The organism is Actinosynnema sp. CA-299493 (assembly GCF_050946825.1).
GTDB lineage: Bacteria > Actinomycetota > Actinomycetes > Mycobacteriales > Pseudonocardiaceae > Actinosynnema.
Genome location: NZ_CP191993.1, coordinates 5,474,205 through 5,495,717 on the forward strand (window position 1 = coordinate 5,474,205; position 21,513 = coordinate 5,495,717).

Below are 21,513 nucleotides of genomic sequence, written 5' to 3' on the forward strand. Positions count from 1 at the left end.
GCGACCTCGGCGGCCCGGCCGGGCTGACCGCGTACGCGCGCGGCCTCGGCGACACCGTCACGCGGTCCGACCGGTTCGAGCCGGACGTCACCACCGCCGTGCCCGGCGACCTCCGCGACACGACCTCGCCCCGCGCGAGCGGCTCCTGAACACCCAGGCCCACCCCCGCTCAGCCCCACGGGACCGTCGCCTGGAGCACCGCCTCGGTCAGCGCCCGCGTGCGCAGGCGCGTGACCCGCTGGTACTCCGGATCGGCGACCATCCGGCTGAACGCCGCCCGGTCGGGGTAGCGGACGACCACCACGGCGTCCCAGCTCTGCCCGTCCTCGGCGGCCAGCACGGTGGACCCGGCGCCCGCGTACAGGACCTCCGCGCCGTAGCGGGGCAGGAACGTCTCGCGCAGGTGCCGCGCGTACTCCTCGTACGACGCCGCACCGCCCTCGGCGAAGCGCAGCAGGTTGAGCATCACGACCGGCCCGCCGGGGTCCTCGGCCAGCAGTCGCTTCAGGTCGGCACCGCTCGGGTCGACAGCCATGCCCACAGCATGGGCGCACGTGATCACGTCCGCATCGGTGACTCCACCGGTCGCGAAACCACTCCCCGGAGGGGCCCCGAACCACCCGGCCGAGTGGTTCGGGGCCGAGCCGGTGGCGCCCAGTCGTGCTCGGCGCGGGCGGCCCACACACCCCTGCCGCCAAGCCCTCGACCGGAAGCTCACCGGGTCCGGCCGCCGGGGTTCCCCCGGTGGGATGGGTGTTGTTTGCCGGTCCCGGGGGGTGGCACCCGTGGTGGACCCGGTCGGCGGGAGGAAGCACCCGGCGGAGGAGGCTGATGATGACCGAGGGTGGTTGGGCCTACGACGGCGAACCCGTCGCGCTGTCACCCGACACCGTGACGCTCGTCCACGGCACCTCGTTCTGCGTGTGCGGCAGCGACGGCAACGTGGACGGCGCGGCCGCGCAGGGCGTGTTCTTCCAGGACACCCGGATCGTGTCCGGCTGGGCGTTGCGGGTGGACGGCGCGACCGTCGAGCACATCACCACGCTCACCCGCGACCCGTTCCGGATGACGTTCGTCGGCCGCGGCCGGTCCCGCTCCCACGACGCCGAGAGCACCCTGCTCGTGCGTCGCGAGCGGTACGTCGGCGCGGGCATGCGCGAGGACATCACGCTGCGCAACTTCGGCCGCGAGCCGGTCGCGCACGTCATCGCGGTGCACGTGGAGGCCGACTTCGCCGACCTGTTCGAGGTCAAGGAGGGCCGGGTCCGCGAGCGCGGGCGGCACCAGTGCGACGTCGAGCCGGACGAGCTGCGCCTGACCCGGCGCCTGGACGGCCAGAGCCGCGGCGTGCGGGTGCGGGCCGGCGGCGCCGACTACTCACCGTCCACCCTGACCTTCCGCGCCGTCATCCCGCCCAAGGGCGAGTGGTCGACGTGCGTGACCGTGCAGCCCGTCGTGGACGGCCGCACGACCGAGACGATGTTCCCGCCCGAACGCCCGATCGACGAGTCCGTCCCGGTGCAGCGCGCCCGCCGGTGGCGCGAGGACGTGCCCGTGCTGAGGAGGACGGGCAAGCCGTCGCTGGCCGCGACGCTGCAACGCAGCAGGCAGGACCTGGGCGCGCTGAGGATCTTCGACCCGGACCGGCCCTCGGACATCGCGGTCGCCGCCGGCGCGCCCTGGTTCATGACGCTGTTCGGCCGCGACTCGATCCTCGCCTCGCTGATGTCGCTGCCCATCGACCCCAACCTCGCCCTCGGCACGGTCCGGACCCTCGCCCACTACCAGGGCAAGCGGGTCGAGCCGAACAGCGAGGAGGAACCGGGACGCATCCTGCACGAGATGCGGTTCGGCGCGGACGCGTCGCTGGTGCTGGGCGGCAGCAACGTCTACTACGGCACCGCGGACGCCACGCCGCTGTTCGTGGTGCTGCTGGGCGAGCTGTCCCGCTGGGGCATCGACCGGGGCCAGGTCGAGGCGATGATCCCGCACGCCGACCGCGCGATGGAGTGGATCGAGCACCACGGCGACCGGGACGGCGACGGCTTCGTGGAGTACCGGCGCGCGACCGAGCGGGGGCTGGTCAACCAGGGGTGGAAGGACTCGTGGGACGGGGTGAACTTCGCCGACGGCCGGATCGCGACGGGGCCGATCGCGTTGTGCGAGGTCCAGGGCTACGTCTACGCCGCCTACCTGTCCCGGTCGTGCATGTGCGAGGACTTCGGCGACCCGGACGGCGCGCGGCGCTGGCGGGAGCGCGCCGCCGAGCTGAAGGCGCGGTTCAACGAGCGCTTCTGGCTGCCCGAGCGCGGCTACTTCGCCATCGCCCTGGACGGCGACAAGCGGCCCGTCGACGCCCTGACCTCCAACATCGGCCACTGCCTGTGGAGCGGCATCGTGGACGAGGACAAGGCCGGGCAGGTCGCCGAGGCCCTGCTCTCACCCGGCATGTTCACCGGGTGGGGCGTGCGGACCCTCGCCGCCGACATGGGCGCGTACAACCCGATGAGCTACCACAACGGATCGGTGTGGCCGCACGACAACGCGCTCATCGCCCACGGCCTGATGCGGTACGGCTTCGTGGACGCGGCGCGGCGGGTCGCGAAGGCGGTCCTGGACGCGGCCGACGCGTTCGGCGGCAGGCTGCCGGAACTGCTGTGCGGGTTCGACCGCGCCGAGTACCCGGACCCGATCCCGTACCCGACGTCGTGCTCGCCGCAGGCGTGGGCGTCGGCCACGCCCGTGCACCTGTTGCGCGTGCTGCTGCGGGTGGAGCCGTACGCGCCGCACCGGAAGATGTGGATCGCGCCCGTGCTGCCCAGGTCGTTCGAGCCCCTGGCCCTCGACGGCATCCCGATGATCGGCGCGCGGGTCACGATGGAGGTCGACGGCGACGACGTCCGGGTGACCGGCCTGCCCGACGACGTCGAGGTGGTCCACGGGCCCGTCGGCCTGCACCCCGACCTGGACGGGGGTCGGACGCGATGACACCGCTGCGCGTCGCGATGATCGCCCCGCCCTGGTTCGAACTGCCGCCGACGGCCTACGGCGGCATCGAGTCGATGTGCGCCGACCTGGTGGACCGGTTGGTCGCGCGCGGCAACCACGTCGTCCTCGTCGGGGTCGGCCGCAACGGCACGGCCGCCGAGTTCCGGTCCACCGCGGACCACCCCCAGCCGGACCGGTTGGGGCAGAGCGCGCCGGACGTGATGCACGCCGCCGCGCTGCCCGCCATCCTGGCCGAGCTGGACGTGGACGTGGTGCACGACCACAGCTTCGCCGGACCGCTGCTGGCCCGCGGTCGTTCGACGCCCACCGTGGTCACCGCGCACGGGCCCGTGACCGGCGAGCACGGCAGCTACTACCGGCGGCTGAACGGCAGCGTGCGCCTCGTGGCCATCTCGGACGCGCAACGCGGGCAGGCGCCGGACCTCGACTGGGCGGGCACCGTGCACAACGCCATCCCCGTCGACCTCTTCCCGTTCCGGCGGGACAAGGAGGACTTCGCGCTGTTCCTCGGTCGTGCCGCGGCGTGCAAGGGCATCCCCGAGGCGATCGCCGCTGCGGCGGACGCCGGTGTCCGGCTGCGCATCGCGGCCAAGTGCCGAGACCCGGCGGAGCAGGAGTACTTCGACCAGGTGGTCGAGCCCTTGCTCGGCCCCGGCGTCGAGTGGCTGGGCGAGGTGGACCGCGAGGAGAAGCTGCGGCTGCTGGCCGCCGCCCGGTGCCTGCTGTTCCCGATCACCTGGGACGAGCCGTTCGGGATGGTGATGGTCGAGGCGATGGCGTGCGGCACGCCCGTGGTCGCCAGCCGGCGCGGCTCCGTCCCGGAGGTGCTCGCGCACGGCGAGACCGGCTTCGTGTGCGACGACCACGCGTCGTTGGTGGCCGCGCTGCACCGGGTCGACCGGTTGTCGGCCGAGCGGTGCCGGGTCGAGGCGCTGCGCCGGTTCGACGTCGACCTGATGGCCGCCCGGTACGAGGACGTCTACCGCGCCGCCATCGCCGAGTCGCCGCACGTGGTCGAGGCGGTGACCACGACCCGCAGGGCCGCGGCGCGGTGACCGGGGGCCACGGCCTCGTCCCGGAAACGGCAACAGGAGTTGTCCGTTCGGGCGAACGTGACCGACGCTGACGCCATGACCGAACACGACGCGGCGGCGGTGACCCGGGTAGGGCCACCGCCCCGGCACCACCTCGCCCTGATGATCTGGCTGGCCGTCTTCCCGACGCTCACCGCGCTGCAACTGCTGCTCGGCGACCTCCTCGCCGGCGCGCCGACCGTCCTGCGAACCCTGGTCCTGGCGACGATCGCGGTGCCGATCGTCATCTACGGGCTCATGCCCCCGTTGCAACGGCTCCGGGTCCGGCTGCTCGCGCGGCGGCCGTGACGGTTAGCGGAGCCGGCGCGTCACCTCTTCGAGCAACCGGTCCCGGCCGTGCCCGGCGCGGTCGCGCTCGCTCGCGGCGGCGTGCCGCTGTTCCACCGTGACACCAGGAACGTCCGCCTCACCCGGGCCGGTGAGGCGTTCGTCGCGGACGCGCGCGCCGCGCTGTCCATGGTGGACACCGCGAAGCACCGGGCCCGTGCGGCGGGGCGGGGCGGGCTCGCTGTCCATCGGGATGGTTGGCTCGTCCGCCGCTCCACCGCGGCCGGAGGTCGTGTTCCTGTCGCTGAGCCCCGCGGTCCGGCTGGTCGACCTGGCGATCGCGCTGCCCGTCGCGGGCCGGTCCGCGGTGGCCGCCGACTTCGCCGCCCTGGCCCGCGACCTCACGCGGGTGCGCTGAGGGGGAGCCAGGGCACGCGCCCGCCCGGTCGACCCGGTGCTCAGTCCTCGAGCCAGTTGTACTTGCGCGCCATCCCGACCAGGCTCTTGCGCACGTTCAGGATCTGCTCGGCCGTCATGCCGGGCGCCGAGGACAGCAGCGTCTCGGTCACCTCCTGCAAGTAGCGCTTGGTCGACACGACCTCGCAGAACATGTCGTTGCCGTTGACGTCGTCACCCGAGTGGTACGACGGCGTCCCCGCCCGCACCGAGGCTTCCCGGACCAGGCTGACCCGGGAGGCCTTCGGCCCCCGGTCGCCCATCTCCACCAGGAACTCGACCAGGGCGCCGGGCGCCATCAGCCGCTTGTCGAAGTCGATGTCGTTGACGTGGATGAACACGTCCTCGCCACCCTCCTCGGGCGACACGAACCCGTACCCGCGCACCTCGTCGAACCGGACGACCTTGCCCTTCACCACCACCGCAACCCCTTACCAGCAGCACGCGCCACGCCCGTGGCGACATCACCACGATCCTATCCCGGACGCCATCGCGCGACTCGTGCCCACGACGACGCCCGGCCACCACCGCCCTCGGAGCGCCTCAGCCGATCTTGCGACCGACGGCCGCGAACGTCGACATCCGCTTCGGGTCCGGGTCCTCGTCGCCGGCTTCCGGCCGCCACTCGGTCAGGTAGACCACACCGGGATCGACCAGTTCCACGCCCGCGAGCAGGTCGGTGATCTCGGCCCGGGTGCGCATCGAGAAGTCCGTCACCCGGCTCCGGAACTGCTCGGTCGCCTCCTCCGCCCGGTCGGCCTCGCCCTCCAGGCTGGCGTGCGAGAGGGCGAGGTAGCTGCCCGGAGCGGTGGCGTCGAGGTACTCGCGGACGATCCCGGCGGGCTGGTCCTCGTCCGGCACGAAGTGCAGCACGGCGAACATCAGCACGCCGATCGGCCGGGTGAAGTCCAGCGTCCGCAGCGTCTCCGGGTGGGCCAGCACCTCGCGCGGCCGGCGCAGGTCGGCCCGCACCGCCGTCGCGTTGTCGTGCTCGCCGAGGATGGCCCGGCTGTGCGCGACCGCGACCGGGTCGACGTCCACGTAGACGATCCGGCAGACGGGGTCGGCGCTCCAGGCGACCTCGTGCACGTTGCCGGCGGTGGGGATGCCCGACCCGAGGTCGAGGAACTGGGTGACGCCCTGACCCACCAGGTAGCGCACCGCGCGGCGCAGGAACGCGCGGTTGGCCCGCAGGATCCCCGGTAACCCCGGCATGACCTCGGCGATGCGCCGAGCCGCCTCCCGGTCGACCTGGAAGTTGTGCGCGCCACCCAGGTGCACGTCGTAGACCCGCGCCGGGCTCGGTCGTGAGAGGTCGATGTCCGGGCCGACCCAAGCTGGTCTTTCCACGCTGCCACTCCTCGGTTCGCCGCCTGCGGTGCTCGATCGGGTGCACGCTACAACGGGCTGCCGGCCACGAGTGCCCGGTCGCGGCGGCGGTGGTCGACGTTCAGTGTCAGAACTTCACAAGGCATCCGGACAGGTGGAGAATCCTTCGCCAGAAGTGCCACCGGCGTCCTGGAGGAGCTCCCATGCCCAGATCACGGTCGTTCGCGCTCGTCCTGGCCGCCGTCGCGTTCGTCGCGGCGCCGGCCGCCGACCTGGCGACGCCCGCGTCCGCGCAGGCCGACGACGCGCTGAGCCGGGACCTCGACGCGATCATCGGCAGCACCGCCCTCGACGGCGCGGACGTCGGGCTCGTGGTCCGCCACGCCGACACCGGCGCCGTGGTGTTCGCCCGGGACGGCGACGAGCGCGGCCAGCCCGCGTCCAACGGCAAGCTGCTCAGCTCCGCCGCCGCGCTCGACGTCCTCGGTCCCGACCACCGGTTCCGCACCACCATCGCCGCGACCGGCCGCGAGCGCGGCGGGGTGCTGGCCGGCGACCTGCACCTGCGCGGCACCGGCGACCCGACCATGCTCGCCGCCGACTACGACGCGCTGGCCGCCGAGGTCGCCCGGAGCGGCGTCAGGGTGGTCCGCGGCAAGCTCGTGGCCGACGACACCTGGTTCGACTCCGTGCGCCTGGGCACCGGCTGGGCCTGGGACGACGAGCCGTACTACTACAACGCCCAGATCTCGGCGCTGACCGTCTCGCCGGACACCGACTACGACGCCGGGTCCGTCATCGTCCGGGTCGCGCCCGGCGAGCCTGGCCGACCGGCCGCGGTCACCACCGACCCGCCGACGGACTACGTCACGATCACCAGTACCGCAGTCACCGGCGCGCCCGGCTCGGCGTCGAGCGTGTCCGTCGAGCGGCAGCACGGCGCCAACGTGATCACCGTGCGCGGCAGCATCCCCGCCGGCGGCCCCGTCGAGAACGAGTGGAGCACGGTCTGGGAGCCCACCGGGCTGGTCACGTCCCTCTTCCACGACGCCCTGGCCAGGCACGGCGTGCACGTGCTCGGCGGCACGGGCGCCGGCGCGACCCCGGCCGACGCGCGGGTGCTCGGCGAGCACCAGTCGATGCCGCTGTCGCGCCTGATGGTCCCGTTCATGAAGCTCAGCAACAACATGCACGCCGAGATCCTGGTCAAGACGGTGGGCCGGGCCGTGTCCGGCGAGGGCAGCTGGGACGCGGGGCTGCGGGCGATGACGGCGAAGCTCGGCGAGCTGGGCGTGGACCCGACCGCGCTGTCGCTGCGGGACGGCTCCGGTCTGTCCAGGATGGACCAGGTCTCCCCGGACCAGCTGGCCGCGCTGCTGGTGGCCGCCAAGCGGGAGCCGTGGTTCCAGCCCTGGTACGACTCGCTGCCCGTGGCCGGGAAGAGCGACCGGCTGGTCGGCGGCACCCTGCGCAACCGGATGCGCGGAACCCCGGCCGAGGGCAACGTGCGGGCCAAGACCGGCTCCCTGACCGGCGTCAGCGCCCTGTCCGGCTACGTGACCACCGCCGACGGCACCCCGCTGGTGTTCGCCATGATCAGCAACGACACCCTCACGTCGGCGAAGCCGTTCGAGGACGCGGTCGCGATCCGGTTGGCCGGCCACCGGGACGGCGCGACCCCGCCCGCGGTGAGGGTGTCGACCGAGCCCGTCGCCGACCCCGGGGTGGAGTGCAGTTGGACCAAGTCCTGCTGACCCGGTGCGGCCGGGGACGAAGCGCGACGCCGGTCGGCTCGGCGGATCGGGGTCTCCACCGTGGACCGGAGCGACGGTGGACCGGCGCGGCGCCTCCGCTGCCGGTCGCCGCGATCAGAGAACCGCGCGCGGGCCGTTCACGGGCACCACGGCGTCGCGGACCTCGGCCACCAGCGCGCGCATGGCCAGTTCGGCGGCCTCCGGGCGCCGGGAGGCGACCGCCCGCGCCACCTCCTCGTGCAGGTCCAACGCGCTGGGCACGGGCTTCTCGGGCATCAGGCCCAGGCTCGTCCGCCCGCGCAGCACCACCGCCACCACCCCTTGGAGCGCGGCGAACATCTCGTTGCCGCCCGACTCCAGCAGCAGCGCGTGGAAGGCGACGTCCAGTTCGAGGAACGCCGCCAGCTCGCCCGCCTCGCCCAGCCGCCGCATCCGGGTGGCGAGGTCGAGCAGGCGGTCCCGCTCCTTCGCCGAGGCGTTCCACGCCGCCCGCGCCGCCGCCACCGGCTCGACCGCGATCCGCAGCTCGGTGAGCGCGCGCAACTGGGCGTCGCGGTGCGGCCCGGCCAGCCGCCACCAGATCAGCCGCGGGTCGTAGACCTGCCAGGACGACTGGGGCTGCACGGTGATCCCGACCCGGCGCCGCGACGTCACCAGGCCCAGCGACTCCAGCACCCGCATGGTCTCGCGGGCGACGGTCCGGGAGACCCCGAACCGCTCCTGGATGCCGTCGAGCGTCAGGACCCGCCCCTCGGCGAGGTCGCCGCTGGTGATCTGGAGCCCGAGGGTGTCGAGCACGGAGGTGTGCAGGGCGCCGCCGCCCGGCGCGCCCCCCTGGCGTTGTACCGGCACGGCAGCAGCGTAGCCCGGCCGGTCTTCCTCAGCGATGTCAAAGGTGCTACCTTTCGCCACCAAAGGTACTACTTTTGATCATCTCGTCGCCGCAGCCGAGAGGTGCGTCCCATGACCACGAGCGCCGAGCCGACCTGCGTGGTCGTGATGGGCGTGTCCGGATCGGGCAAGAGCACGGTCGCCCGGCTGCTGGCCGACCGGCTCGACGTGCCGATGGCCGAGGCCGACGAGTTCCACCCGGCCGCCAACATCGGGAAGATGTCCGCGGGCACCCCGCTCACCGACGCCGACCGCGCGCCCTGGCTCGCCGCGATCCGCGACTGGATCACCGGGTGCGCCGCCGCCGGCGAGAGCGCGGTCGTCACGTGCTCGGCGCTCAAGCGCGCCTACCGGGACGTGCTGCGCGCCGCCGACGCGCGGGTCCGCTTCCTCCACCTGCGCGGCACGCACGACGTGATCGGCGACCGGCTGCGGCACCGGTCCGGCCACTTCATGCCACCGTCCCTGCTCGGCTCCCAGTTCGACGCCCTCGAACCGCTGGAGCCCGACGAGGACGGCGTCGCGGTCGACGTGTCGCGGACGCCCGAGCTGATCGTCGAGGAAGCCGTGACCCGGCTCGACCTCGCCGCCGGGAACCCGGCCACCCCCTGACTCCCCCGGACCCTTCGAGAGCGACGGAGCTGCCGATGACCACCGACGACTGGGTGCAGACCCTCGGCCCGGGCGCCCTGCTCGGTATCGCCGGGGGCGCGATCGCCCTCCTGCTGTTCCTCATCATGTACCTGCGGGTGCACGCGTTCCTGGCGCTGGTGCTGATCAGCCTGCTCACCGCGTTCGCGGCGGGCATCCCGGCCGGTGCGGTGGTCCCCACCCTCACCACCGGCTTCGGCACCACCCTCGGCAGCGTCGCGCTGCTCGTCGGTCTCGGCGCGGTCCTCGGCAGGCTCGTCGAGGTGACCGGCGGCGCGCAGTCGTTGACCGACGCGCTGATCCGCCGGTTCGGCGAGCAGCGGGCGCCGCTCGCGCTCGGCGTCAGCTCGCTGGTCTTCGGCTTCCCCATCTTCTTCGACGCGGGCCTGGTCGTGATGCTGCCGATCGTGTTCGCGGTGGCCCGGCGGCTCGGCGGCGGCGTGCTGCGCTACGGCCTGCCCGCCGCCGGCGCGTTCTCCGTGATGCACGTGTTCGTCCCGCCCCACCCCGGTCCGGTCGCGGCGACCGAGCTGCTCGGCGCGGACGTCGGCCTGGTGATCGCGTTCGGCCTGCTGATCGCCATCCCCACCTGGTACCTGACCAGCTACCTGTACGGCCTGTGGATCGGCAAGCGGCTCGTCCTGCCCGTGCCGACCATCCTCAGCGGCGGTCCGCAGGCCGAGGACCACGAGAACCCGCCGAGTCCGGCGACCGTCGTCGCGCTCCTGCTGCTGCCGCTGCTCATGATCTTCACCAACACCGGGCTGGACGCCGCGCGCGCCGCCGGGTGGGTCGACGGCGACGCGTCCTGGTTCGGGGTCGCCCGCGCGCTCGGCTCGACGCCGGTGGCGCTGCTGGTGACCGTGCTCGTGGCCTCCTACGTCCTCGGCGTGCGGCGCGGTCAGGGCAAGGCGTCGGTCGAGAAGCTGGTCGACTCGGCCCTCGGCCCGGTGTGCGCGGTCATCCTGATCACCGGCGCGGGCGGCATGTTCGGCGCGGTGCTGCGGGCGGGCGGCATCGGGCAGGCCCTCTCCGACGGCCTGTCCGACCTCGGCCTGCCGGTGCTCGTGGCGGGCTTCGTGGTCGCCGCCGCGCTGCGCGTCGCGCAGGGTTCGGCCACGGTCGCGCTGACGACCGCGGCGGGTCTGGTGCAGCCCGTCGTGCAGGCCGGCGGGTTCAGCGCGGTGGAGCTGGCCGCGATCGTGCTCGCCCTGGCGGCCGGCTCGGTGATCGCGAGCCACGTCAACGACTCCGGCTTCTGGCTGGTCGGCAACCTGATGGGGATGGACGTGCGGACCACGTTGAAGACGTGGACGGTCATGGAGACCACGATCAGCCTGGTGGGCTTCGGCCTGTCCGCCGTGCTGTTCGCGCTCGGTTGACCCCTGCTCACGCCCCGGGGTCGTCTCCGGGGTGATACCGGGGATCCGCCGGATCATGGACGCGGCGCGGGGCGGCAGGCTCGGCGGCATGACGAAGACCTTCCGACGCGCCGCCGTCGCGGCACTGGCGAGCACGGCGTTGATCGGGTCGGCCGCGGCGGTTCCGGGGCAGGCCGCCGCACAACCCGCGGCGGTTCCCGGACAGGCCGCCGCGCAGCCAGCGCCGGTGCCGACGTTCGACTTCGCCGACTGCCCCGCGATCCCCGCCGGCGCGGACCCCGCGCAGTGGCGCTGCGAGGTGCTGGTGTCCAGCGGCACCATCGCGTTCGGCCGCCTCGGCGAGCAGAGCACCGGCGCGATGCGGCTGACGTTCGCGGAGGGGCGGTCGGACGGGCGGTTCGCCCAGGTCTTCGGCGCGCTGCGGGCCGAGCCGACCCGCGTGCCGGGCGGGCTGCTCGGCGTTCCCCGGCACCACCCGGCGCTGCGCGCGGACCTGCGCGTCGAGTACGCGGGGTTCGCCGACTTCCTCTCCGACGGCGACCGGATGGGCGTGCAGCACCTGAAGCTCCGCGTGCTCACCGGCCTGCTGCCCGACACGTGCGCGATCGGCGACGACTCGGACCCGCTCGTGTTCCGACCCGTCCGGACCAGCGGCCCGGACCGGATCTCCGCCGATCCGCCGGTGCTGCGGTTCACCATCGAGGACACCACGTTCGCCGTGCCCGCCGCGCACGGCTGCGGCAACCTGGACCGCTTGGTGGACAGGCGGTTCGGCCTGCCCTCCCCCGCCGGCTCGAACTCGATGAGGCTCACCACGCTGGTGGGGTTGAAGAGCTACACCGAACTCTGACGGCCACCCGCCGCCGGCGGTGGCGGAGCTTCCCGGTCGGACGATGGCCGGTCGCCGGTGCGACGCCCGGGCCGGGACGTTAGGTTTCGTGCATGAACGAAACCCCGGACATCAAGCCGCGCAGTCGCGACGTCACCGACGGCCTGGAGAGGACCGCCGCGCGCGGGATGCTGCGGGCGGTCGGGATGGGTGACGACGACTGGGTCAAGCCCCAGATCGGTGTCGCCTCGTCGTGGAACGAGATCACGCCGTGCAACCTGCCGCTGGACCGGCTCGCGAAGGCGAGCAAGGACGGCGTGCACGCGGCGGGCGGTTACCCGCTCGAGTTCGGCACCATCTCGGTGTCCGACGGCATCTCGATGGGCCACGAGGGCATGCACTTCTCCCTGGTCTCGCGCGAGGTCATCGCGGACAGCGTGGAGACGGTCATGCAGGCCGAGCGGCTGGACGGTTCGGTGCTGCTCGCGGGCTGCGACAAGTCGCTCCCGGGCATGCTCATGGCCGCCGCGCGGCTCGACCTGGCCAGCGTCTTCCTCTACGCGGGCTCCATCCTGCCCGGCCGGGTCACCCTGACCGACGGCACCGAGCGCGAGGTCACGATCATCGACGCGTTCGAGGCCGTCGGGGCGTGCGCCCGCGGCCTGATGAGCCGCGAGGACGTCGACCTCATCGAACGCGCCATCTGCCCCGGTGAGGGCGCGTGCGGCGGCATGTACACGGCGAACACGATGGCGAGCGCGGCCGAGGCGCTGGGCATGTCGCTGCCGGGCAGCGCCGCGCCGCCCGCCACGGACCGGCGGCGCGACGGGTTCGCCCGCAAGTCCGGTGAGGCCGTGGTCGGGATGCTGCGCAAGGGCATCACCGCGCGGCAGATCATGACCCGCGAGGCGTTCGAGAACGCGATCGCCGTGGTGATGGCGTTCGGCGGGTCGACCAACGCCGTGCTGCACCTGCTGGCCATCGCGCACGAGGCCGAGGTGGAGCTGAGCCTGGACGACTTCACCCGGATCGGCGCGCGGGTGCCGCACCTGGCCGACGTCAAGCCGTTCGGCAGGCACGTGATGACCGACGTCGACCGCATCGGCGGCGTGCCCGTGGTGATGAAGGCGCTGCTGGACGCGGGCCTGCTGCACGGCGACTGCCTGACCGTCACCGGCCGCACGGTCGCCGAGAACCTGGCCGACATCGCGCCCCCGGACCCCGACGGCACGGTGCTGCGCGCGATGAACGAGCCGATCCACCGCACCGGCGGCATCACGATCCTGCGCGGCTCGCTCGCGCCCGACGGCGCGGTGGTCAAGTCCGCCGGGTTCGACTCCGATGTGTTCACCGGCACCGCCCGCGTCTTCGACCGCGAGCGCACGGCCATGGACGCGCTGGAGGACGGCACGATCACCGCCGGCGACGTGGTCGTCATCCGCTACGAAGGCCCCAAGGGCGGGCCGGGCATGCGCGAGATGCTCGCCATCACCGCCGCGATCAAGGGCGCCGGGCTGGGCAAGGACGTCCTGCTGCTCACCGACGGCCGGTTCTCCGGCGGCACGACCGGCCTGTGCGTCGGCCACGTCGCGCCGGAAGCGGCGGACGGCGGTCCCATCGCGTTCATCCGCGACGGCGACCGGATCACGCTCGACGTCGCCAACGGCACGCTGGACGTCGACCTGGACGCGACCGAACTGGCTTCCCGCCGTGAGGGCTGGGCGCCGCTGCCCGCGCGCTACCAGCGCGGCGTGCTGGCGAAGTACGCCAAGCTCGTCGGCTCCGCCTCCGCCGGCGCGGTCTGCGGGTAGCCGACACGACGGGTAGCCGGCACAGCGGACGGCGCCCGACCTCGCGGCCGAGGTCGGGCGCCGTCCTGGTCTCACGGTGCCGGGTACTCCGCGACGTACACCGGCGCGCCGGTGTTCGTCATGTCCGCCGGGCCGCCCACGCCGTTGACGACGTGGTCGATCACGCCGGCGCTGAGGTTGACCGTCATGATGTGGTGCAGCTTCACGCCCGGCGTCACCGGGACCTCGAAGCCGTTCTCGGTGTGGATCGTCGGGTTGTTCTGGTTGAACACGTACACGCCCGCGCCGTGCAGGGTGTGCTCGCGCACGCGGTCGCCGACCTTGTAGCCGGCCCAGCCCTCGACCTCGCCCTTCATCCAGTCGGCCTGCGTCGGCGGGTCGTAGGGCAGCTCGTTCTGGTAGAGCACGACGGTGCCGCGCTCGCCGTTCCAGACGGTGTTGTGCCGCTGGAAGTGCTCGACGAACAGGCCGGTCGCGGTCACGTCGTCGCCGTTGACGACCACGCCGGTGAGCCCGGTGTTGGTGTTCCAGCGCTGCGTGTCGGTGAAGCCCTCCACGCCGTGGTCGGCCCGCCACACCCACGTGTGGTCGATGAGCACGTGGTCGCTGTTGACCTCCAGCGCGGTGTCGACCTTGCCGACGTGCGGCCCGCCGACGCGGAAGTACACGTCCGACAGCGTGGTCGGGTTGGCCGGGTCGGCCGGTCGGTTGCCGTGCTTCTTGCCCACGCGCAGCAGCACCGGCGAGAGCTCGGTGCCCGCGTCGATCGTGACACCGGCGATGACGACGCCCGGCACGTCCGCCACGTCGAGCGGGACCGAGCCGTTCACGGCGGTCAGCGTGGCGTGCCCGAGGCCGAGCACCACGGTGTCGGGCCGCTTGACCTCGATGCTGCGGGCGATGTCGTAGACGCCCGGCGTGAACAGCAGGTGCTTGCCGCGCGCGAGCTGGTTGTTGATGTCGCGCGCCGAGTCGCCGGGCTTGGCGACGAAGAACTCCGACAGCGGGATCGTGCGGCCCGGCGTCAGGCCGTTCGCCCACGACACGCCGCTGGTGTTCCGCTTGGCGGCCGGGACGCGGACCTGGTAGCGACCCTTGTCGTCGACGAACAGGTACGGCTTCTCGCGGCTCAGCGGCGTGGTGTCGAGCGTGGTGTAGGGCGGGTTCGGGAACGCCGCGTCGTCGGGAGCGCCCGCGACACCGGAGAACACCTGGTTCCACACGCCGTTCGACCAGCTGCCGAGCTCGCTGTTGCGGGTCAGCCACTGCTGCTGCGAGCCGTTGACGACGGCGGGCAGCCGGGAGTCGGCGATGAAGCCGCCGCTGGCGTACTGCGGGCCGGCGGTGCAGTAGTCCATCAGCGTGAACGTGCCGCTGGTGACGTTGAGCCGGCGCAGCGACACCGCCTGGGACACGGCCCAGAAGTTGGCGCCGGCCCGGCAGCCGTCCTGGCCCGCGCCGTCGATGTTGATCGTCAGGTTGCCGAGCGTGCGCCAGAAGTTGACCAGGGCCAGGCAGTTGCCGGCGCCGCCGTCGGCGAGGCAGCGGTTGTAGACCTCGACCTTGCCGTTGATCACGACGTCGGTCGGCGAGGCGCCCAGGCCCGCGATCTCGGTGTAGTAGCCGAGCTTGATCTGCAACGGCTGCTCGGCCGTGCCGTAGTGGCCCGGCTTGAACAGGTAGGCGTAGCGCTGCGCGCCCATCTCGTTGTCGACCTGGGCGGCGTGCGTGGCGTCGAGCGCGGCCTGGATCTCGGCGACCGGCGTGGACGGGTCGAACACCTTCACGTTCACGCCGAGGTCCTGCGTGCGCCGGGGCGGGTCGGCGTTCACGGCCGGTGCCGCGGCCGTCGTGGCGGCGGCCAGGGCGAGGCCGAGCACGAGCACCCGGCGCACTCTCGCGGGAGCGCTCTCACGTCTGGCGTGGCGCATGATCGTCATTGACATGCCTCTGGGGGTAGTGACGCCGATCCCCAACGTGAGAGCGCTCTCTCACATGCGGGGAAATCAGGCGTGGGCGGTGTGGAGTTGGCTATTTCTACTTCACGATCCGCTCCCGCGCCATGCCCGATCACCACGAATTCGTCCCGGTACGACCGGGAAACCCGGAGGCGGATCCCCTGCGCGGTGTGTTGGTCACTCATCGTGGAACGCCGGCGTCGGGGCGGCCTACGCCTTCGGCGAGCTGCTGCCCGCGCTCGCCCGCGTGGTCGCCGACGGCTGGACGCCCGTGCACGGCCACGCTCGCCGAGTGGGACGAGTACGAGTGGAGCTGGACCGGCTCGCTGTCCGCGTGGGCGCTGGACCACCCCCGACCACCCGGACCACGACCAGGTCCTGGCCACCTCCGCCGCACACCGCGACAGCCGGCTCAACGGCTACCGCGGCGTGCTCGGCTTCGTCACCCTCGTGCTCCGGCCGACGCCCTGGGGCGTGCGTGCCGGCAGGCCCGACCACCGGGGCAGCTTGTCCGGCGCGACCACCAGGTCCACCCGCCTGACCCGTCCCCCGTGGAGGGTGAGGGAGCAGACGAACCTGGTGGTCCCGCCGGCCAGCACGGCGAAACCCGGGCCGCCGTTCACGGTCAGCGGCGCGACGCGCTCGTCGGCGGCCATCTTGCGGCGCACGCCGACCAGGAACCGGGCCACCCGGTCCGCGCCGGACACCGGTCGGCGGGCTACACCGTGCAGGCCGCCCCCGTCGCTGGTCAGCACGACGTCCGGGTCGAGCACGGACAGCAGGCCGCCCAGGTCGCCGTGGCCGACGGCGCGCAGGAACGCGTCGACGGCGCGGCGGTGTTCGGCGGCGCCGACGTCGACCCGGGGCGCGCCCGCCGCGACGTGCGCCCGTGCCCGCACGGCCAGCTGCCGCACGGCGGCCGGGCTGCGGCCGACGACGGCCGCGATCTCCGGGAACGGCACGCCGAACACCTCGTGCAGCACCCACGTGGTGCGTTCGGCCGGGGTCAGCGTCTCCAGCACGACCATGAGCGCGAAGCTCACCGTGTCGTCCAGCGTCACCCGGTCCGCCGGGTCCTCGGCGACGACGTCCACGAGCGGTTCGGGCAGCCAGGGGCCGACGTACTCCTCCCGCCGCACCCGCGCCGACCGCAGCACGTCCACCGCGCGCCGCGCCACCGCCACCACCGACCACGCCTCGACGTCGCGCACGGTCTCCCGCGCGTCGGCTGCGGTCAGCCGCAACCAGCAGTCGGACACCACGTCCTGCGCCTCGGCCACGGTGCCGACCAGCGAGTACGCGACCCCGACCAGCCGGGGCCGGAGGCGGGTGTACTCGGCGGCCAGCTCGGCGAGCCGGTCCTCGGCGCGGGAGTCGGCGGGTCCGTCCGCGGGTCCGTCCGCGGGTCCGTCCGGGGGTGCGGTGGCGGATCCGGTGGCGCGGTCGGTCACGGGCGCACCGCGTCCAGGTACTCGGCGAACGTCCCCTTGCCCTCGACGTACTCGCCCTGCGGGCACAGCGCGCCGGTGGACAGCCCGGCCGGGCCCTCCGCCGCCTCCTCGACGCGCAGCGCGTCACCCCGCCGCGCCACGAGCCGCCGCGCCATGTCGACCACCCGGATCCGCTCCGGCCCCGCGATCGGCACGGCCAGCCCCTGCGGCTCACCCACCGCCAGCTCCACCAGCCGCGCCGCCACGTCGGAGGTCGACACCGGCTGCGACAGCATCGGCGGCACCTGCGCCGCCGGTCCCGTCGCGCCCGCCAGCACCTGCGAGGCGAACTCGAAGAACTGCGTGGCCCGCAGCACCGTCCACGGCACCGACCCGGCCGCCACCAGCGCCTCCTGACGCCGTTTGCCCAGGTAGTAGTCGAGGTCGACCACGTCCGAGCCCACGATCGACAGCACCACCACGTGCCGCGCGCCCGCCCTCCGCGCCGACTCCAGCAGGTGGCCGGTGCCCTCGGTGAAGAACCGCTCCACCTCGTCCGGGCGCTGCCAGTTCGCCGGGTTCGACACGTCGACCACCGCCTCGGACCCCGCCAGCGCCGCGTCGAGCCCGGCGCCGGTCAGCAGGTCGACCCCGTCGGAGCGGCTCAGCACGACCGGCTCGTGCCCGGCCCCCGTCACCGCTTCGACCACCCGACGCCCCACCGCGCCCGTACCGCCGACAACCGCGACCCTCATCGTCAACCGCCCTCGTGACCCCGCCGGAAAACCCTGTCACACACAGGACGACCCGGCCGGCGCGGATTGTGACACCACCCGGGTCAGTCACCCTCCCGGGCCAGCCGGGACGGCCACCAGATGCGCTTGCCCACGTCCACGCCCAGCGCCGGCACCAGCAGGGACCGCACCACGAACGTGTCCAGCAGCACGCCGAACGCCACGATGAACGCGATCTGCGCGAGGAACAGGATCGGCAGCACCGCCAACGCCGAGAACGTCGCCGCCAGCACCACCCCCGCCGACGTGATCACCCCGCCGGTGATGGTCAGCCCGCGCAGCACACCGGCCCGCGTGCCCAGCCCGGCGGACTCCTCGCGCACCCGCGTCATCAGGAAGATGTTGTAGTCGATCCCCAGCGCCACCAGGAACACGAACCCGAACAGCGGCACCACCGGGTCGGCGCCCGGGAAGCCGAAGACGCCGTTGAACACCAGCGCCGCCACGCCCATGGTCGCGGCGAACGACAGCACCACCGTGGCGATCAGCAGCAACGGCGCGAGCAGCGACCGCAGCAGCAGCGCCAGCACCAGGAAGATCACCAGCAGCACGATCGGGATGATGACCAGCCGGTCGCGCTCGGACGTGGTCTGCGTGTCCAGCTGGGTGGCGGTGGGCCCGCCGACCTTGGCGTCGGCGTCCGGCACCGCGCGCACGGCGTCGCGCAGCCGTTGCACGGTCGCCAGCGCCGCCTCGGAGTCGGCCGGGTCCTCCAGCACCACGTCGAGCCGCACCAGCCCCGACGCCTCACCCGCCTGCCGCACGTCCGACACGCCGTCGACGTCCGCCGCCCGGGCCACCGCCTCCGCCTGCCCGGCACGGGCCAGCACGACGGTCGGCGCGCCGCTGCCGCCCGGGAAGTGGCGGGACAGCACCTCCTGCCCGGCCACCGAGTCGACGTCGGTGAGGAACACGTCCGACTGGGCCGTGCCGGACGCCTTGAGCTGCGGCACGAACGCCACGCCCACCAGCAGCACCAGCGCGGTCAGCACCCACGTCGCCCGCGGCCGGGCGGAGATCATCCGGGCCACCCGCGCCCACAGCCCGCTCTCCTCGGGGTGCGGCGAGCCGAGCTTCGGGCGCAACGGCCAGAACGCCGACCGGCCCAGCAGCACCAGCACGGCGGGCAGGAACGTCACCGAGGCCAGCAGCGCCGCGCCGATCCCGATCGCGGCCACCGGACCGAGGCCCTTGTTCGAGTTGAGGTCGCTGAACAGCAGGCACAGGACGCCGAGCACGACCGTGCCCGCCGACGCGGCGATCGGCTCGACGGTGGCCCGCCAGGCCACCCGCATCGCCTGGTAGCGGTCCTCGGTGTCGCGCAGCTCCTCGCGGAACCGGGACACCAGCAGCAGCGCGTAGTCCGTGGCCGCGCCGAACACCAGGATGAACAGGATGCCCTGGCTCTGGCCGTTGAGGTCGATCACGTCGCCGTCCGCGAGCAGGTACACCGCGAGGCTGGCCACGCCGAGCGCGAACACGCCCGACAGCAGCACCACGAGCGGCAGCAGCGGGCTGCGGTAGACCAGCACGAGGATCAACGCCACCACCGCGCCCGCGACCAGGAGCAGCAGGCCGTCGATGCCGCCGAACGCCTCCTTCAGGTCGGCGACCTGCGCGGCGGGCCCCGTCACCAGCACGGTGAGCCCCTCGGGCGGGTCGGTCAGCTTCGCCCGGATGTCCTCCACCGCGCCGGCCGGGTCGCCCGGGTCCACCGCGATGACGACCTGCGCGGCCTGGTCGTCGCGCGGCGACGGGATCACCGGCGAAGCCTCGCCCGGGAACCCGCGACCGGCCAGGTAGTCGCGGTCGGCCGGGGTGAGGCCGGAGGCGCGTTCGGCCACCACGACCGCGGGCAGGCCGCGCGCGTCACCGAACGCCTTGATCCGCTCGGCCACCTCCGTGGCCTCGGCGGACGAGGGCAGGAACGCGGTGCTGTCGTTGACCGCGACCTCGCTCAGCTTGCCCGCGAACGGGCCGGAGAACCCGCCGAGCGCCAACCACGCGACCGCCACGAGGGCGGGCAACAACCAGCGCGTGCGGGAGCGGGTCGCGTCCACGGGACAATGACCTCCGAGACGATGTAGTTCGACGATCCAATAGTTCGGCCGTCGAAATAGTAACTGGAGGGCGCATGGCCGACCACTCGGCCCTGGTCAGGTTGCTCCGGCAGCTCACGGTCGAAACCGACCGGTTCGCGGAGATCTTCGGCGAGAAGCAGCGGATGCACCGCACGGACCTCAACGCACTCGCGGTGATCATGGACGCGCGGTGGGGCGGCGAGCCGATGTCGCCGACCCGGCTGGCCGAGGCCCTGCACCTGAGCGCGTCCGCGACCACGTCCGTGCTCGACCGGCTGGAGGCGTCCGGGCACGTCGAACGCGCGCGCAGCCCGCACGACCGGCGCAAGGTCGAGCTGCGCGCCTCGACCAAGGCGCTGGGTCTGGGCCGCGACTTCTTCGTGCCCCTCGACGAGGCGTTCACCCGTGCGTGGCAGCAGTTCGACGACGCGGACAAGGAGGTCATCGCCCGCTTCCTGACCGCGAGCATCGACGCGACCGTGGCGGTGCGGGCGGGGCTGACGCCGCCACCCGGCCCGAAGTCATCCTCCCCCGATCCGCAGTGACCCGCGGGTAACCCGACCGCGCCGGCGGCAAAGCGACAAACTCTCGCCTGTGGAGATCCTCTTCTCTAGCCTCGGCTCGCACGGGCACACGTTCCCGCTGGTGCCGCTGGCCATCGCCGCCCGCGAGCAGGGGCACGACGTCACCTTCGTGACCACGGGAACGTTCGCCGAGGCCCTGACCGCACGCGGCATCGAGCACGTCGTGGGCGGGATGGACATGCTCGACGCGTTCGAGCTCGGCAACGCGAGCCCGGCGGCGCGCAAGGCGGAGGACTTCGACCCCAGGCGCGTGTCGAGGGTGTTCGGCTCGATCCTGGCGCGCAGGCACGTCGCGGACCTGGTGCCGATCATCGTCGACCGCAAGCCCGACCTGGTCGTGCACGAGGTGGCCAACGTCGGCGTGGCGCTCGCGGCGAAGGTCACCGACGTGCCCGCGGTGTGCCACTCGTTCGGCAGGTACTGGCGGCCCAGCGGTCCCATGGAGGACATCCGCCTGCACCTGGCCGAGGTCGCCGCGGAGTACGGCGCGGACGTGCCGGACGGGGACGTCATGCGGTTCGACAACCCGTACCTCGACATCTGCCCGCCGTCGGTGCAGGACCCGGACTTCCTCGCCACCGCGACGGACCGCATCCCGTTGCGCCCGGTGCCGTTCGCCGAGCCCGGCGAGCTGCCGCCGTGGGTGCTCGAACACCGCGAGCCGCTGGTCTACCTGACGCTGGGCACGGCGTTCGCCACGGTGGACGTGCTGCGCACCGCCATCGAGGGCCTCCGCACGCTGAACGCGAAGGTGCTCGTGTCCACCGCCATGGTGGTGCGGGTGGGCGAGCTGGGCGACGTGCCGGACAACGTGGTCGTGCGGGAGTGGCTGCCGCAGGGCGATCTGCTGCCGTACGCGGACCTCGTGGTCCATCACGGCGGCGCCGGCACCACGATGGGCACGTTCAGCGCCGGCGTGCCCCAGCTGATCCTGCCGCAGGGCGCCGACCAGTTCGCCAACGCCGCGATGGTGACCGAGGCGGGCGCGGGCGACCGGGTGCTCGGCGCGGAGCTGACGGCCGAGGTGATCGCCGACAAGGCACGCCGCCTGCTCGCCGACGACGCCGTGCTCGACGTGACGCGGGCGATGGCCGCCGAGGTGGCCGCCATGCCGTCGCCGGCCGACGTGGCGAGCGTGCTGCCCGACTACGCCTGACCCCCCGTATCGGCGCGACCGCGCGGAGGAGTCGCCG

19 protein-coding genes and 1 pseudogene are annotated in these 21,513 nt (G+C 73.3%); 12 read left to right on the plus strand and 8 right to left on the minus strand.

Annotated features, from left to right (window positions below):
* Window positions 1-5 precede the first annotated feature (5 nt).
* Window positions 6-137 (plus strand): annotated as a pseudogene (locus tag ACQPYE_RS22865) (class A beta-lactamase); the annotation flags it as partial.
* A 32-nt stretch (window positions 138-169) separates the two neighbouring features.
* On the opposite strand, the gene ACQPYE_RS22870 reads toward ACQPYE_RS22865, so the two are convergent.
* Window positions 170-535 (minus strand): DUF1330 domain-containing protein, encoded by a 366-nt coding sequence (locus ACQPYE_RS22870; RefSeq protein WP_498714318.1) that lies wholly within the window; start codon window positions 533-535, stop codon window positions 170-172.
* A 296-nt stretch (window positions 536-831) separates the two neighbouring features.
* Between ACQPYE_RS22870 and ACQPYE_RS22875 the strand changes: the two genes are divergently transcribed.
* The 4 genes from ACQPYE_RS22875 (at window position 832) to ACQPYE_RS22890 (ending at window position 4,788) form a co-directional block, all read left to right on the plus strand.
* The gene (locus ACQPYE_RS22875; RefSeq protein WP_498714319.1) at window positions 832-2,988 is read left to right on the plus strand and encodes an amylo-alpha-1,6-glucosidase; all 2,157 of its coding nucleotides are present in this window, start codon (window positions 832-834) and stop codon (window positions 2,986-2,988) included.
* Window positions 2,985-4,064, plus strand: a complete 1,080-nt coding sequence (locus tag ACQPYE_RS22880; RefSeq protein ID WP_498714321.1) for a glycosyltransferase family 4 protein — start codon at window positions 2,985-2,987, stop codon at window positions 4,062-4,064. The genes ACQPYE_RS22875 and ACQPYE_RS22880 overlap by 4 nt, the downstream gene beginning before the upstream one ends.
* A gap of 75 nt (window positions 4,065-4,139) precedes the next feature.
* On the plus strand, window positions 4,140-4,391 hold the full coding sequence (locus ACQPYE_RS22885; protein ID WP_498714323.1) for a putative antibiotic biosynthesis monooxygenase: 252 nt from the start codon (window positions 4,140-4,142) through the stop codon (window positions 4,389-4,391).
* A 271-nt stretch (window positions 4,392-4,662) separates the two neighbouring features.
* On the plus strand, window positions 4,663-4,788 hold the full coding sequence (locus tag ACQPYE_RS22890; RefSeq protein ID WP_498714324.1) for a hypothetical protein: 126 nt from the start codon (window positions 4,663-4,665) through the stop codon (window positions 4,786-4,788).
* Between the two features lie 40 nt (window positions 4,789-4,828).
* Here the strand turns inward: ACQPYE_RS22890 and ACQPYE_RS22895 are convergent, their stop codons facing one another.
* Entirely contained in the window at window positions 4,829-5,245 is a 417-nt protein-coding gene (locus ACQPYE_RS22895; RefSeq protein ID WP_498714325.1) for a cold-shock protein, read from the minus strand.
* Window positions 5,246-5,369: 124 nt separating this feature from the next.
* Window positions 5,370-6,176 (minus strand): SAM-dependent methyltransferase, encoded by an 807-nt coding sequence (locus tag ACQPYE_RS22900; protein ID WP_498714327.1) that lies wholly within the window; start codon window positions 6,174-6,176, stop codon window positions 5,370-5,372.
* A gap of 182 nt (window positions 6,177-6,358) precedes the next feature.
* Between ACQPYE_RS22900 and dacB the strand changes: the two genes are divergently transcribed.
* Window positions 6,359-7,909, plus strand: a complete 1,551-nt coding sequence (gene dacB, locus ACQPYE_RS22905) for a D-alanyl-D-alanine carboxypeptidase/D-alanyl-D-alanine endopeptidase (RefSeq protein WP_498714328.1) — start codon at window positions 6,359-6,361, stop codon at window positions 7,907-7,909.
* A 114-nt stretch (window positions 7,910-8,023) separates the two neighbouring features.
* Here dacB and ACQPYE_RS22910 read toward each other — a convergent pair whose 3' ends face one another.
* On the minus strand, window positions 8,024-8,761 hold the full coding sequence (locus ACQPYE_RS22910) for a FadR/GntR family transcriptional regulator (protein ID WP_498714330.1): 738 nt from the start codon (window positions 8,759-8,761) through the stop codon (window positions 8,024-8,026).
* A 111-nt stretch (window positions 8,762-8,872) separates the two neighbouring features.
* On the opposite strand from ACQPYE_RS22910, the gene ACQPYE_RS22915 reads away from it, so the two are divergent.
* The 4 genes from ACQPYE_RS22915 to ilvD all read left to right on the plus strand — a co-directional run bounded on the left by ACQPYE_RS22915 (window position 8,873) and on the right by ilvD (window position 13,473).
* On the plus strand, window positions 8,873-9,412 hold the full coding sequence (locus ACQPYE_RS22915) for a gluconokinase (RefSeq protein ID WP_498714331.1): 540 nt from the start codon (window positions 8,873-8,875) through the stop codon (window positions 9,410-9,412).
* A gap of 35 nt (window positions 9,413-9,447) precedes the next feature.
* The gene (locus ACQPYE_RS22920; protein ID WP_498714332.1) at window positions 9,448-10,833 is read left to right on the plus strand and encodes a GntP family permease; all 1,386 of its coding nucleotides are present in this window, start codon (window positions 9,448-9,450) and stop codon (window positions 10,831-10,833) included.
* Between the two features lie 88 nt (window positions 10,834-10,921).
* Window positions 10,922-11,683, plus strand: coding sequence for a hypothetical protein (locus tag ACQPYE_RS22925; RefSeq protein WP_498714334.1), 762 nt, complete (start codon window positions 10,922-10,924; stop codon window positions 11,681-11,683).
* A gap of 92 nt (window positions 11,684-11,775) precedes the next feature.
* Window positions 11,776-13,473 (plus strand): dihydroxy-acid dehydratase, encoded by a 1,698-nt coding sequence (ilvD, locus tag ACQPYE_RS22930; protein ID WP_498714336.1) that lies wholly within the window; start codon window positions 11,776-11,778, stop codon window positions 13,471-13,473.
* A gap of 71 nt (window positions 13,474-13,544) precedes the next feature.
* Here the strand turns inward: ilvD and ACQPYE_RS22935 are convergent, their stop codons facing one another.
* The 4 genes from ACQPYE_RS22935 to ACQPYE_RS22950 all read right to left on the minus strand — a co-directional run bounded on the left by ACQPYE_RS22935 (window position 13,545) and on the right by ACQPYE_RS22950 (window position 19,715).
* Window positions 13,545-15,419, minus strand: coding sequence for a pectate lyase-like domain-containing protein (locus tag ACQPYE_RS22935; RefSeq protein ID WP_498714338.1), 1,875 nt, complete (start codon window positions 15,417-15,419; stop codon window positions 13,545-13,547).
* A 431-nt stretch (window positions 15,420-15,850) separates the two neighbouring features.
* Complete coding sequence (gene sigJ, locus ACQPYE_RS22940) at window positions 15,851-16,882, minus strand: RNA polymerase sigma factor SigJ (RefSeq protein WP_498714340.1); 1,032 nt, start codon at window positions 16,880-16,882, stop codon at window positions 15,851-15,853.
* On the minus strand, window positions 16,879-17,616 hold the full coding sequence (locus ACQPYE_RS22945; RefSeq protein WP_498714342.1) for an SDR family oxidoreductase: 738 nt from the start codon (window positions 17,614-17,616) through the stop codon (window positions 16,879-16,881). The genes sigJ and ACQPYE_RS22945 overlap by 4 nt, the downstream gene beginning before the upstream one ends.
* Window positions 17,617-17,699: 83 nt before the next feature.
* The gene (locus ACQPYE_RS22950) at window positions 17,700-19,715 is read right to left on the minus strand and encodes an MMPL family transporter (protein ID WP_498714343.1); all 2,016 of its coding nucleotides are present in this window, start codon (window positions 19,713-19,715) and stop codon (window positions 17,700-17,702) included.
* A gap of 74 nt (window positions 19,716-19,789) precedes the next feature.
* Between ACQPYE_RS22950 and ACQPYE_RS22955 the strand changes: the two genes are divergently transcribed.
* Both ACQPYE_RS22955 and ACQPYE_RS22960 read left to right on the plus strand, forming a co-directional pair.
* Window positions 19,790-20,281, plus strand: a complete 492-nt coding sequence (locus ACQPYE_RS22955) for a MarR family winged helix-turn-helix transcriptional regulator (RefSeq protein WP_498714345.1) — start codon at window positions 19,790-19,792, stop codon at window positions 20,279-20,281.
* Between the two features lie 49 nt (window positions 20,282-20,330).
* Window positions 20,331-21,476, plus strand: a complete 1,146-nt coding sequence (locus ACQPYE_RS22960) for a glycosyltransferase (protein WP_498714347.1) — start codon at window positions 20,331-20,333, stop codon at window positions 21,474-21,476.
* Window positions 21,477-21,513: the final 37 nt, after the last annotated feature.

Excerpts from the sequence above, each read along its gene's own strand:
- ACQPYE_RS22870 (WP_498714318.1), bottom strand. The coding sequence starts at position 535 with ATGGCTGTCGACCCGAGCGGTGCCGACCTGAAGCGACTGCTGGCCGAG.
- ACQPYE_RS22875 (WP_498714319.1), top strand. The coding sequence starts at position 832 with ATGATGACCGAGGGTGGTTGGGCCTACGACGGCGAACCCGTCGCGCTG.
- ACQPYE_RS22880 (WP_498714321.1), top strand. The coding sequence starts at position 2,985 with ATGACACCGCTGCGCGTCGCGATGATCGCCCCGCCCTGGTTCGAACTG.
- ACQPYE_RS22885 (WP_498714323.1), top strand. The coding sequence starts at position 4,140 with ATGACCGAACACGACGCGGCGGCGGTGACCCGGGTAGGGCCACCGCCC.
- dacB (WP_498714328.1), top strand. The coding sequence starts at position 6,359 with ATGCCCAGATCACGGTCGTTCGCGCTCGTCCTGGCCGCCGTCGCGTTC.
- ACQPYE_RS22915 (WP_498714331.1), top strand. The coding sequence starts at position 8,873 with ATGACCACGAGCGCCGAGCCGACCTGCGTGGTCGTGATGGGCGTGTCC.
- ACQPYE_RS22920 (WP_498714332.1), top strand. The coding sequence starts at position 9,448 with ATGACCACCGACGACTGGGTGCAGACCCTCGGCCCGGGCGCCCTGCTC.
- ACQPYE_RS22925 (WP_498714334.1), top strand. The coding sequence starts at position 10,922 with ATGACGAAGACCTTCCGACGCGCCGCCGTCGCGGCACTGGCGAGCACG.
- ilvD (WP_498714336.1), top strand. The coding sequence starts at position 11,776 with ATGAACGAAACCCCGGACATCAAGCCGCGCAGTCGCGACGTCACCGAC.
- ACQPYE_RS22935 (WP_498714338.1), bottom strand. The coding sequence starts at position 15,419 with ATGTCAATGACGATCATGCGCCACGCCAGACGTGAGAGCGCTCCCGCG.
- ACQPYE_RS22945 (WP_498714342.1), bottom strand. The coding sequence starts at position 17,616 with ATGAGGGTCGCGGTTGTCGGCGGTACGGGCGCGGTGGGGCGTCGGGTG.
- ACQPYE_RS22955 (WP_498714345.1), top strand. The coding sequence starts at position 19,790 with ATGGCCGACCACTCGGCCCTGGTCAGGTTGCTCCGGCAGCTCACGGTC.